11 protein-coding genes and 2 tRNA genes are annotated in these 12,102 nt (G+C 45.6%); 4 read left to right on the top strand and 9 right to left on the bottom strand.

Features of this window, described 5'->3' with window-relative positions:
• Positions 1-27 precede the first annotated feature (27 nt).
• The 8 genes from AOT82_RS09210 to gltX all read right to left on the bottom strand — a co-directional run bounded on the left by AOT82_RS09210 (position 28) and on the right by gltX (position 5,913).
• On the bottom strand, positions 28-1,116 hold the full coding sequence (locus tag AOT82_RS09210) for a DNA polymerase beta superfamily protein (RefSeq protein ID WP_071002750.1): 1,089 nt from the start codon (positions 1,114-1,116) through the stop codon (positions 28-30).
• Positions 1,117-1,194: 78 nt separating this feature from the next.
• Positions 1,195-1,971 carry a nucleotidyltransferase domain-containing protein gene (locus AOT82_RS09215; protein WP_197496655.1) on the bottom strand — a complete coding sequence of 259 codons (777 nt, stop codon included), beginning with the start codon at positions 1,969-1,971 and terminating at the stop codon, positions 1,195-1,197.
• Between the two features lie 155 nt (positions 1,972-2,126).
• A complete protein-coding gene (locus tag AOT82_RS09220; RefSeq protein WP_071002751.1) occupies positions 2,127-2,780 on the bottom strand; it encodes a LysE family translocator in 654 nt (217 codons plus the stop codon).
• 268 nt (positions 2,781-3,048) lie between these two features.
• Positions 3,049-3,124 (bottom strand) — tRNA-Glu (locus AOT82_RS09225).
• 160 nt (positions 3,125-3,284) lie between these two features.
• A tRNA-Ala gene (locus AOT82_RS09230) sits at positions 3,285-3,360 on the bottom strand.
• Between the two features lie 122 nt (positions 3,361-3,482).
• On the bottom strand, positions 3,483-3,848 hold the full coding sequence (locus AOT82_RS09235; RefSeq protein ID WP_071002752.1) for a hypothetical protein: 366 nt from the start codon (positions 3,846-3,848) through the stop codon (positions 3,483-3,485).
• A 109-nt stretch (positions 3,849-3,957) separates the two neighbouring features.
• Positions 3,958-4,275 (bottom strand): hypothetical protein, encoded by a 318-nt coding sequence (locus tag AOT82_RS09240; protein WP_071002753.1) that lies wholly within the window; start codon positions 4,273-4,275, stop codon positions 3,958-3,960.
• Positions 4,276-4,389: 114 nt separating this feature from the next.
• Entirely contained in the window at positions 4,390-5,913 is a 1,524-nt protein-coding gene (gene gltX / locus AOT82_RS09245; RefSeq protein WP_083328987.1) for a glutamate--tRNA ligase, read from the bottom strand.
• 346 nt (positions 5,914-6,259) lie between these two features.
• On the opposite strand from gltX, the gene rsmH reads away from it, so the two are divergent.
• A complete protein-coding gene (rsmH, locus tag AOT82_RS09250) occupies positions 6,260-7,309 on the top strand; it encodes a 16S rRNA (cytosine(1402)-N(4))-methyltransferase RsmH (protein ID WP_071002755.1) in 1,050 nt (349 codons plus the stop codon).
• A gap of 242 nt (positions 7,310-7,551) precedes the next feature.
• Here rsmH and AOT82_RS13855 read toward each other — a convergent pair whose 3' ends face one another.
• Entirely contained in the window at positions 7,552-7,710 is a 159-nt protein-coding gene (locus AOT82_RS13855; protein WP_156770989.1) for a hypothetical protein, read from the bottom strand.
• Positions 7,711-7,724: 14 nt separating this feature from the next.
• Here AOT82_RS13855 and ftsL point away from each other — a divergent pair, with 14 nt between their 5' ends.
• From ftsL to AOT82_RS09265, 3 genes are all read left to right on the top strand, one after another.
• Positions 7,725-8,207 (top strand): cell division protein FtsL, encoded by a 483-nt coding sequence (gene ftsL / locus AOT82_RS09255; protein WP_071003736.1) that lies wholly within the window; start codon positions 7,725-7,727, stop codon positions 8,205-8,207.
• A complete protein-coding gene (locus tag AOT82_RS09260) occupies positions 8,204-10,288 on the top strand; it encodes a peptidoglycan D,D-transpeptidase FtsI family protein (RefSeq protein ID WP_071002756.1) in 2,085 nt (694 codons plus the stop codon). Before ftsL ends, AOT82_RS09260 begins: the two co-directional genes overlap by 4 nt.
• Before the next feature lie 67 nt (positions 10,289-10,355).
• Positions 10,356-12,074, top strand: a complete 1,719-nt coding sequence (locus tag AOT82_RS09265; protein ID WP_071002757.1) for a UDP-N-acetylmuramoyl-L-alanyl-D-glutamate--2,6-diaminopimelate ligase — start codon at positions 10,356-10,358, stop codon at positions 12,072-12,074.
• Positions 12,075-12,102 lie beyond the last annotated feature (28 nt).

Here is a 12,102-nt window from a genome sequence, read left to right on the forward strand (position 1 = left end):
ATCAGCATCATATATCGCTGAATAGGTTCAATCTGTACTTGCATACAACCGATCTCTGACCATGACTAAAGCTGACAATGCTGCTTGCTCATTGGGTACATCAGGCAACTGACTGCGCTCAAAAGCGGTGGCAATCTGGATGCTTAGATGATCAGCCTGTTCCAATAGTTCGTTGTACTCACTTTGACCTGCTTTGATGCTCAGCAACGCATCACGATTAGGACGCTCGACGATGACTTTGCCAGTCGTGGCAATATCGTATGCCATCTCAAGTAGACGAATGGTATGCATCATATTTTTAGCATCATATTCTTTGGCGTGAGCAATGGTAGATTGATAGCGCGTTTCATTGCGGTTAGCAACCCACTGCCAGTATTCTTTATAGTCTCGGCAGTATTTACTATAGCCTTGCTCATTAAACGACAGATAAGCGATAGGCGTCATACCTTTTGGAATGGCACTTAGGCGCAGCTGAGTGGCATCTGCATGCTGATACAAGCCCGAAAATCTAAGTGTCTCAGTTTTATCAATATACATGGCATACATGTGCGTCGCTTTTGCCATCGCTGCCAGTCCAATACTTCGCTGATCGATTGCGGTTTTCTGTAACCACTCGTTCAGCGGCATACTACGCCCATCTATAAATACGCTGCAAAATTCTAAAATGGATTTTTTTTCACGGTCCATCGGATTGACGATCTTTTTGTTTAATCCGCGTGCTTTTTTGATTTGACTACTCGCAAAGCCTGCGAAGGTTTTTTGACACAATTTGCTAATGAACCAATCAGCAGAAAAATGTGCCATGAGCGGATGTTGATATAGGATGTGCTCGGCTGGTGTGGCAAGCAATTCCATCATATTGGGATTGTTTTGCAGCAACAGCTCAATATAGCGTCCAAGCTCATAGTAGACGATATCATTGCTACGATTACTGACTTGCGCGATATAGTCGCCGTGGCGAGCAAAGTAATAAGACTTTGGCAGATAAAACACGCCTTTGATGTCAGTGTCTGAATCGGCGGTCGCGAGGCCATAAGCGCGACTACCTGAGACGCACTCTAAGAGAATCAGCCCTTCAGCTTTGAGGCGCTCTATGGTTAAAGGGGCTGCTGGCATAACGGGCTTCTCTTTTTTTGATATTGAATGTGTCATCTATATTGGTTGCCATTTAACCTAAATATTAGCCATATACTGTTATATCGAGCGTACAACGCTACGATAAAACGCATTTAAGGGGGCAATATCGGAAGCCGTGGTGGGTGCAAAAGTGGGGTTGTCGATGCTGGCGCGTAGTGATGCAATCGCGTTGATCATTATTGGTGAAAGCTGGTGTATGTAACTTTCATCTTGCGTGCGCTTGATATCAATCAAGGTTAGTATCTCAGTTTGCACTTTTTGCTCAAACAGCTCAAGCATCTGCTTCATGATGACTGGCGGCGGCGTATGCATTGTTAATATCCACTTTGCCGCAAGCAGTGCGCGCAGTAAGTAAAACACTTTTTTGAGGCGCACAGGTGCATTAAGGTCGAGATCACGACTGGCATTTTTTGCCATACCGAGGTAATGGTGAAACACGGTGATAGGTTGAAAATAGTCTATGCTCAATGCTTGCAAGTGTGCCATTAGGTCGGTCTGCTGCTCATAAACAATAGGTGAGTGTAGCCATTCAAATACCACTGCATTGGATTTATAGAGTAGCTGTAGAGCTTTTTTGATGTCCCAGCCACCAATGTCAAATGGTACTGAGAGCAGATCGTTTTGGATAAACTCAAACGTGTCTTTACCCTCAAACAAACTCAAGTACCAGTCAGACGGTTGGCAATACAGCAGACGGACATCATAGTCGCTATCAGGTGAGGCGAAGCCCCATGCACGGCTGCCACTTTCAATAGCGTGCAGACAAGTAATCTGCCGCATCTGACAAACCTGCTGTATGGCTTGAATAATTTGATCGGTATCGTTGTTTTGCATAGAAGATATCATCGGCGGTTGTTTGTTAATGAGTATACAACAGCATAAAGGAGATGTGCGGTAATGATGAAATAGCAATCTTGATATATTAGGATGAGATAGTAAATTATTATTGCTATGGACTAATTTCCAACATACCCCAACTCAAAAATTACTCAACCCTTCTCAGTCAATAACTTAATCCCCAGCCCAATAAACACCATACCGCTGACTCTATTTAACATTGTTTCAATAGAGGGGTTTTCCCGCAAGCGTGTACTAAATCGCGCCGCCAATAGCGCCAAACATAAGCACCATATAAAGCCAGTGGTAGCAAAAGTCAGTCCCAACATCAAAAATGACAGCATGCCATAAGCATAACTAGGGTCGATAAACTGCGGAAAGAACGCAATAAAAAACAAGGCAACCTTTGGATTAAACACATTGGTCAACATGCCTTGCTGATAGATTTTCCACCCGTCTAAGGCCTTTTGGTTAGTCACATTCTGAGCTTTAGACAAACTGTTTGCGATTGAGTTCGAGTTTTTGCTCGTTAGCATTTTAAAGCCTAGATAACACAAGTAAGCCGCACCGATATATTTAACAAGCATAAAGGTGGTAGGGGAGTTGGCGAGTAGGACTGACAATCCTAGTGCTGCCAATAGTGTATGTACCAAAGTGCCCGAGGTAATGCCCAATACAGAATATATTCCTGCGGCTTGCCCTTGCGAGACACTACGAGTGATGATATACATGCTATCAGTGCCGGGCGTGAGGTTCAATAAAATAGCCGCTAGGACAAACCCTAGGTAGTTTTCAATACCAAACATAGCCAATACCTTCCTTTAATAGCACCAAAAATTCATACGTCGTAGGACATTTTTATATTGTACAGAATACTTATGGAGTAGATAGTAGCGAGCATTGAATAGCTTGGCAATAGCGCGGATAGCTATGAAAAGAACTGCGTTAAGATATATTAGAGAAATGACAGACGTAAAAAAGCCCAGACACCGGATGATGAATGGGCTTTTTTATTGTTCGCTTATTAGTCTGATCTGATGCTAAGCAAAAGGGCTAATAAGTGACGCCGAATAGTGGCGTCCCCAGGGGGATTCGAACCCCCGTTACCGCCGTGAAAGGGCGGTGTCCTAGGCCTCTAGACGATGGGGACGCATAGAGTGTTATAACCAGTGGTTACAACGGTACTTCACAATATCAGATAGCTTATCTATTAATAATAGAGCAAGCCTTGCCTAGGTGCTGATATCGTCCTACTAGCGAGTATTTACGATTACGTTTCAGTAATACTGAGCGTTGCTATAAATAAAGTATGGTGGAGCTAAACGGAGTCGAACCGTTGACCCCTTGCATGCCATGCAAGTGCTCTACCAACTGAGCTATAGCCCCTCGCTAAGAGTGTGCGTATTTTATGTAAGAGCGGCAGTCTTGTCAACCACTATTTTAAAAATAATTCATAAATATGCAAAAAAAAGCGTTTTAGCCTATTTTAAAGGCTAAACAAACCCAAATTAGCGTGGATTTTGCTTAAGCGCGATCTCTTTGATGGCTTTATCGGTATAAAACTCTGCTTCGCTACAATCAGAAAAAATAATCGCACAGCATTCCGTTGGCACATATTGACCGCCTTTTTCTCGGATTGTTCTGATACTTTTGACCCCAATGATGTCATATTTGCCTAATTTATCTAGATTATGCTTGGTATAACCGCAGTAATTGCGGTATATCCATTTTAAATCTTCAAAATCCTGACCTGTGGTTAGGGTAAGGTTTGCCTCAAAAAGCTCTTTTACGATGGTATCGTAGTATTTTTGCGCTTCTTTTAGGGTGTTAAACACATAATCTTTGCTTTCTATTATGACGGTTTTGGCGGCCATGTTCATTTCCAATCGATAATTTTAAGTAAATATCAGTGCTAAGACAAGACTGGGCAGTCATCACCTTACTATGCTAATAATGTCTTACAAATTATTTGCTCTACATCTTTTAGAAATCAGCTTTTCCTTCAAAAAAATAGCAAAATGACCAATGTAGTGTTTTACCGCTTCTAGAACGTTCCTGAGTAACCTTAACAATATTTTTTGTTTCGATGTTTTGATAAGTTAAATTAGAGCCTCTATCAATGTCACATTGATTGTCATTTCTCTCATCAATATTTCTTTTTTCTTTGATAAGCTCCCATTTTTCAGAATTTTTAAACCTGTTATTTAACTGTGTACCACTAGTTTTCACTGGGATAAGACCATAGTTTTTACCTTTAAAAGTATCAATGTACTTATCAACTCTATAATATCCTTCTTCCATATAATATTATCCTATGTTTTTATCTAAGCTTTATAGAGCAGATTGAATTTGAAAATGACGTGAAATTAGCTTTTGCAAACCCACGTCATAATTTGATCCATTTTAAGTTTTTAACTACTCAACAGCCAAAAAGTCTGGCAATTCTGCCGCTTGTTTCTCAAGTTTTTTCAATTTCTTTTTACCGAGGCCGCCTAATACATCAACTGCATGACGCAAGCGAGTCAGAGTCATGTCAGCACCGATAATCGCCATAGAGTTCATGACTGGCGTCGATGAAGTGCTACCAGCAATCGCGATAAAGAACGGCGCCATAAAGTCACGCATCTTGATATCAAGGTGAGCAGCAAGGCCTTTTAGTGTGGCATAGATGTTTTCTTCTGACCACGTTGGTAGGGTCTCAAGCTGCCAAAGTGCTAATTGCAGCATTTCGATAATCTGCTCAGGCGAGAGTGACTTATGGGTAAAGCTCTCAGCGTTGATGTCAGGTAGGTTTTGGAAGTAGAAACCACCCCAATTAACCGCATCAGACAATAGCTCGATACGTGGCTGAATCGCCGCGGCGATAGCAGTCAGCTTGTCACTGTTGCTGGCCCATTCAAGGATTTTATTTTTTAGCTCTTCAGGGGTGAGCGCGCGTAGCCACTCGCTATTGACCCAGTTGAGCTTTTCGATATCAAAAATCGGACCACCAAGCGACACACGCTGAATATCAAAGCTTGCAATCATCTCATCTAAGGTAAATTTCTCAGCATCATTGGGCATGGAGTAACCCATACGACCGAGATAGTTGAGTAACGCTTCAGGCAGCACGCCTGCATCACGATAGTAAGTGATAGAGGTTGGGTTTTTGCGCTTAGACAGTTTTGATTTGTCAGGGTTGCGCAGTAGCGGCATGTGGCAGAGGGTCGGCATTTCCCAGCCAAAGTAGTCATATAGCAGCTGATGCTTGGGCGCAGAGTTCAGCCACTCTTCACCGCGCATGACGTGAGTGATTTCCATCAAGTGGTCATCGACGACGTTGGCGAGATGATAGGTTGGCATACCGTCTGTTTTTAGCAGTACTTGCATGTCGACTTGGGTCCAAGGGAACTCAACCGTACCGCGTAGCATGTCTTGTACCTGACAGGTGCCTTCGGTCGGCACGCGCATACGAATCACGTGTGGTTTGCCCACGCTTACTAATTGCTCGGTTTTTTCTGGAGCAAGATGTGCGCAGCGACCGTCATAACGCGGCGTCTCGCCATTGGCCATTTGCTCAGCGCGCATGGCATCGAGCTCTTCAGGGGTACAAAAACAGCGGAACGCATGGTCTTTTTCTATGAGTATCTCGGCGTGTTTTTTGTAGATATCACTACGCTCGCTCTGACGATAAGGGGCGTGCGGGCCGCCAATATCTGGACCCTCGCTCCAGTCTAGGCCAACCCAGTGCAAGGCATCCAAAATCATTTGCTCTGATTGCTCAGTCGAGCGCGTCTGATCAGTGTCTTCGATACGTAGGATGAATTCGCCGCCATGTGCTTTGGCAAAAGCCAAGTTAAATAGGGCAATATAGGCAGTACCTACGTGTGGAAAGCCCGTGGGTGAAGGTGCGATACGCGTGCGTACAGGGCGCTTGCTGTCAGTAGAGGTTTGCATGATAAAAGTCTCAAAGTTTACTATCAATATAGGCTATTAGTATAAATAGCGATGAAAGATATGAAGAGGGTGCTAAGAAATAGCGTAAAATATAGCGCTAGTATAACAGAGACATGTGATATTTTTAATGAAAAGCCCTTCTAGTGCTTGACTACCCGTGTATCCTTGCGATAATAATGCTAGGCAAGTCATAACTTGTTTATTTTCATCCAATTACTGGCCAGTATGGTCGTCATCTATTGAGTTGTTTGTGTCCCTATCAAAGTCTACGCCAAAATCGAAAGCCAGTCTTGCTCCCACTGACCGCACTGAATCAGCGCCCAGTCCATTCTCTAATGAGGATGTCACCATGCAAGATGAACCCCTAAACCCGACTCAATCCGATAGTGAGCGTGATATCACGTCTGATGAATTAAGTTTTGTCCATGATGCGGTACTGCTAGAGGAGACCGTCGCTGCCGTGCTAGGGGTAAAATCCCTACCCAAGCAAAAAGACGGCGACCAAAATGGCTTAAATATAAGCGGTATATACGTTGATGCGACCTTTGGTCGTGGCGGTCATAGCAGGTTACTATTAAGTCAGCTTGCCGATGACGCCACACTGATTGTCTTTGACAAAGATCCGACAGCCATTAGTGTGGCGCAGGAATTGGCAAGTAAAGACAGCCGTGTGCATGTGGTTCATGACAGCTTTGCAACGTTGACAGATAGTCTGGCTGCTATGGGCATTAGTGAAGTGGATGGCTTGATGGCGGATTTGGGTATTTCATCACCGCAAATTGATGATGGTAGCCGCGGTTTTAGCTTTATGCGCGATGGGGCAGTGGACATGCGTATGGATACCAGTCGCGGCCAGTCAGTTGCCGAGTGGCTTGAGCAGGTTGACGATGAGACATTGGCCAATGTGCTTTATGAATTTGGTGAAGAGCGTCATAGTCGCCGTATTGCGCGCGCTATCAAACAGATGGAGAGCTACGAGTCTACGCTTGAGCTGGCAGAGGTAATCAAAGAGGCGCATCCCAATTGGCAACGCGGTAAGCACCCAGCCACGCAAAGCTTTCAGGCCATGCGTATTTTTATTAATAATGAGCTGGGCGATGTTGACGAATTTTTAGCGCAAAGTATTGCTATCTTGAAGTCAGGCGGGCAGCTTGCGGTCATTAGCTTTCATTCATTAGAAGATCGCCGCATCAAGCAGTTTTTGCAGCGACATAGCAAAGGGCAATATCCAGAAGATGAAAATCTACCGATGCTGCCCAATCGTCCGCGCTATTTTAGCAAGCCAAAACGCGTTGGCCCCAGCAAAGCTGAAACGAGCCAAAACCCGCGCGCGCGCAGTGCATGGTTGCGTATGGCAACTCGCACCGACACAGAGTATCAGCAGACAGTCGCGCCATAAATCATGGATGAAAACACTGAGTAAATCGCATATGATTGCTATTGTTTGTCTGAATGATGCATAAATGTCTTAATCGCTACGCCACTGTTAAAAAGCTGTAAATATTGTCTGTTAGGCTCAGCAAATAATTTTCCGTCATTTATTAGTTGAGAGTGTCTGAGATATCAAGCAACTCAATCATTCTTTACTCTAAAATAACGTGATTATTTATTCGACCTATTCGACTTTGCAAGATAGCAGGTTTAGTAAGACAGCAGGTTTTGATATGACATATCGCTATAGCGGTAGGCTGTTGCCGCTATAAGACGGTCATCTTTGGTTTTATTTTTATCAATGGTATGGCTGAGCAATGATGCGTTCATTGCTTGCAGACCATTATCTACTTTATCGTTTACGTTCACTTTTTGAGATCGTCATGGCAATATCTGACAAACCTGCAAACCGCCGCGCCGTCGCGCCCTATAACACCGATATCGGCGAGCTATTCGTGCGTCGGTTCAATGTGGTGAGCATTTATGTGGTCGTATTACTGCTCTTGGCAGCCGCAATCGTATGGAGCGGCATCAAGACTGCCGAAGCCGTTCAGCAATATCATCAGGATTATAAAACCTTGCAAGACATGAAAAAACAAGAGCGTAAGCTACAAATAGAACATCAGCGTCTATTGATTGAGCAGCAAACTTTTAGCGCCACGCCGCAAATCGCCAGTCGTGCAGTGGCGGAATTGGGTATGTACTCACCGACACTAAAGGATAAGCTGATTATTCAGCCTGGTGTCGCCACCGCCTTGGCACCAGTAGTCTCTGATGACGACGATGAGTTAGATTTAGATGTGGTCGGACCACGAGCCTCTACCGATATCTCCCCTGAAGAACCGGTAGCGGAGGCAGGACAATGAGCGACAAAAAACCTAAATCCACATCAGCAAAAAATACCAGTAAAAAACCAGCCAGTGGCAAGGTGACCAAACCATTACGCCGTGCGAGCGCTGCTAAATCTGGACAAACGAGTGATAAAGCGGCAGGCAGTCGTAAAGCCAAATTATTTGATCGTATCAAAAAGAGTGACACGAAAGGGACGCATGCTAGTGCCAGAAACCCAAAGAGCAAAAGAGGGTTTTTAGGTAAAGCCTCTGGCGCCTCGTCTCGTGGCGGCTTTGAGCAGGACAAAAACCGTTTTCGTACCGTTTGGGGTTTGGCGCTGGTTATATTGGTGCTATTGATTGGCCGTGCCTACTATATTCAGGTGGCCAACGCGCAGTTTTATCAAGACAAAGGTAATGAGCTCATTACCAGTGAGCGCACGCAAAAATCCTATCGCGGTATGATTACTGACCGTAATGATTTACCACTTGCAGTGAGCGCACCGCTGGCGACCGTGTCATTTAGCCCGCATGATTACGCGAGCGAATACTACGAGCTCAAACGTATTATCTTGACCAATCCTAATAGTCCACAATTGCAGGCGCGTATGCAAAAGCGTTTGGACAATATGGATCTGACGACGCTGGCTGCGGCTGCCAACATCTCTGTCGATGAGCTAAAAAAAGCCACGGCAATCGATGACAGTATTGATGTGACCGATGAAGCAGCAGTCAAAGCGGCGCTGCCCTCTGGTGCAGGCTCGCATTATTTACCCCTTCTCAATAAAGTCACACCTGAGATTGCGCAAAGTGTTAGCTCGCTTGATTTCCCTGGTGTCCATGAGAAAAATTTCTTTCAGCGTTATTATCCGCAGCCGCAATCTAACGCGCAGTTGTTAGGGTTTATGGGGCAAAACGCCAACGACCCTGAGGGTGGTTACGAAGGACGTGCTGGTATTGAGCGCCAGTATGAAAAAGATTTAGCAGGCGACGATGGCAAAGTGCTTGTTTTAAAAGATGCCAAACAAAACAGCTTAAAAGAGATCAAGCAACTTGAGCCTGAGATACCAGGCAAAGATGTGGCGCTGACGATTGATTCGCGGTTGCAATACTTGCTCTACAAAGAGCTAGAAAAAGCAGGGCGTCTGCAAAAAGCGCGCTGGTCGACGGGTATGATCGTCGATGTACAGACTGGTGAAGTACTGGCGCTCTCCACATGGCCATCATTCAACTCAAACAATCTCAATGAGATGACCGGTGAAAACCAGCGTAACCGTGCGCTATTGGATGTGTTTGAACCCGGTTCAGTGATGAAGCCCTTTACCGTTGCGGCAGCCTTAGATTCAGGCAAATATACGCCGACCACTTTAATTGACACCAATCCTGGCTCAATTCGCGTGCGTGGCTATACCATCCGCGATCATAATAACTTGGGCATGATCAACATGGCGACGCTATTACAGAAGTCTAGTAACGTGGCTTCAACTAAGATTGCGTTGTCGCTACCGCCTGATGCCATTACTAATATGCAACGACAGTTTGGCTTTGGTTCAAAAACGCCTTTACAGTTCCCAGGTGAGGGCAGTGGTCTGATTGTGACGCCAAAAGAGAAAGAGACGTCACGCCGTGCGACAGTCAGCTATGGTTATGGTTTACAAGTGACACTAGCGCAGGTAGCGCAGGCTTATTCAGCCCTCGCAGCAGGCGGAGTGATGCACCCGTTGACTTTGATCAAAGATGACAAACCGCAACCAAGCAAACGCATTATGGCGCGCGAGCAGGCGATGTCTATTGTACAGATGCTTGAGAGCGTGACCGAGGCAGGTGGAACAGCTAGAGCCGCCGCCATTGACGGATACCGTGTGGCAGGCAAGACGGGTACCTCGCGCCGTATCAACCCAGAGGGTGGCTATTATTCTGACCAGTATCGCAATGTCTTTGCTGGTATGGCACCAGCGTCTAATCCAAAGCTTGTGGGCGTCATGCTTATTGAAGATCCGCGCGGTCAGATTTATGCGGGTCTAACGGTCGCACCTGTGTTCCACAACGTGATGAAAGAAGCGTTACGATTGTATAATGTGCCTTTAGATAAGCCGCTCAAAACAGAACCACAGTAGGCGTTCAATGATTTTAAGTAGTCAGCTCTTTAAGGGCTGATTTGTATTAACTGTTTAGGATTTGCTCATGACCATGCCTACCTTATCGCCAAATAGCGCCACTGTTACGACGGCCACTCTACAGCAGCTTATCGATACTAGCGATAATAGGCTGGCGCAACAGCTAACCGCGATGATCGCAGCATCGGTTCAACAGGCGTCGAGTCAGTCAGGGGCGGATCAGATTCAATCAATTGCTCATATTCCTTTTCAGCAGTTCCAACTAGACAGCCGTCAACTATCCAATAATGACGTATTCATCCTTTTAAAAAGCCACAATCCAAATCACCAAAAGAGCCGAAATTATTTGCTACAAGCCGCTGAGAAGGCTGCTTTTGTCCTCTCAGAGATGGATCCTGCTGCCTTGATTAGCGAAGCAAATACCCCTCTGAAGATGGATGGTGAGTCTAACGCACAGCAGCAATTAGCAGCGCTGCCGTGCCCAATCTTATACGTCCCTAATATTCGTGATTTCTTAGGCAGCTTAATCCAAGCATATTTGCAATATCAGCAGCCAGTGACCCTGCCAAAGGTAGTCGCTGTCACGGGCACCAATGGTAAAACCACCATCAGTCAATTGGTGGCACAGCTGACCCAATTAACAGGCATGAGCAGTGCAGTGATGGGTACGGCAGGTAATGGTCGCCTTGGCGCTTTGGTGCAAGCCAGCCATACCACTGGAGACGCCTTGGCTGTACAGCAGTTTTTATATCAAATGGGTACCGAGAATGCTGAAATATTGGCATTAGAGGCCAGCTCTCATGGTCTGGATCAGCAGCGTTTACAAGGCGTGCCAGTTAGCATTGCGATTTATACCAATCTGAGTCGTGACCACTTAGACTATCATGCTGATATGGAAGAATACGCGTCTGCCAAAGCCAAACTATTTGATAAAGCTCACTTCCCAGATTTGACCCATGCCATCATCAACGTCGATGATGAACATGCTCATATTATGTTGGATACAGCCACTGCTAGTGACTTGACGGTATGGACGTATAGTCTAGAGTCTGCAACATCTGCTACTTTTGTCGCTGCTGATATCGAGCCAAGTCTACAGGGCGTCAAGATAAGTCTGCGTACTGACTTTAATGATAAAACAGTTGGTGATGAGAAAACGGATATTATCGAGATTGTCAGTCCACTATTAGGGCGCTTTAATGTTGCCAACTTGATCGCAGCGATGGCGGCAGCTGCGGCGCTCGGTGCTAAGTCAGACATCAGTACCGAGCATATTGCGACGGCTGTTCCTAAGCTACAAGGTGCAGTTGGGCGTATGCAGCGCGTGCCATCGAATGATGGCTGTTTTATCGTTGATTATGCACATACGCCAGATGCCTTAAGTCAAGTGCTGGCGAGCCTGAAAACTCACTGTAAAGGTCAGCTATGGGCAGTGTTTGGTTGTGGCGGTGACCGTGATGCAGGTAAGCGCCCACTGATGGCGCAAGCGGGCCTCACAGGTGCTGATCAAGTTGTCTTGACCGCTGACAATCCACGTACCGAAGACCCTAATGCCATCTTACAGGATATGCAGGCTGGGATGAGTGCTGAACAATATCAACGTACGCATATAGAACCTGCTCGCCAAAAGGCCATTGAATATGCCGTCAGTCAGGCAGGTCCAGACGATATTGTCGTCATCGCTGGTAAAGGCCATGAGACCTATCAAGAGATTAACAACGTCCGTTACGATTTTGATGACAGTGTGATTTTGCAGCAGGCGTTAGCGCAAGCGGGCCGTATATAGTCGAGTGATTATCGATACCCCTATTATC

It is taken from the genome of Psychrobacter sp. AntiMn-1 (genome assembly GCF_001854065.1).
Lineage (GTDB): Bacteria > Pseudomonadota > Gammaproteobacteria > Pseudomonadales > Moraxellaceae > Psychrobacter > Psychrobacter pacificensis.

Coding starts and splice junctions, on each gene's coding strand:
- rsmH (WP_071002755.1), top strand. CDS start 6,260: ATGCAAGATGAACCCCTAAACCCGACTCAATCCGATAGTGAGCGTGAT.
- AOT82_RS09260 (WP_071002756.1), top strand. CDS start 8,204: ATGAGCGACAAAAAACCTAAATCCACATCAGCAAAAAATACCAGTAAA.
- AOT82_RS09215 (WP_197496655.1), bottom strand. CDS start 1,971: ATGCAAAACAACGATACCGATCAAATTATTCAAGCCATACAGCAGGTT.
- AOT82_RS09220 (WP_071002751.1), bottom strand. CDS start 2,780: ATGTTTGGTATTGAAAACTACCTAGGGTTTGTCCTAGCGGCTATTTTA.
- AOT82_RS09240 (WP_071002753.1), bottom strand. CDS start 4,275: ATGGAAGAAGGATATTATAGAGTTGATAAGTACATTGATACTTTTAAA.
- AOT82_RS09265 (WP_071002757.1), top strand. CDS start 10,356: ATGACCATGCCTACCTTATCGCCAAATAGCGCCACTGTTACGACGGCC.
- ftsL (WP_071003736.1), top strand. CDS start 7,725: ATGGCAATATCTGACAAACCTGCAAACCGCCGCGCCGTCGCGCCCTAT.
- AOT82_RS09210 (WP_071002750.1), bottom strand. CDS start 1,116: ATGCCAGCAGCCCCTTTAACCATAGAGCGCCTCAAAGCTGAAGGGCTG.
- AOT82_RS09235 (WP_071002752.1), bottom strand. CDS start 3,848: ATGGCCGCCAAAACCGTCATAATAGAAAGCAAAGATTATGTGTTTAAC.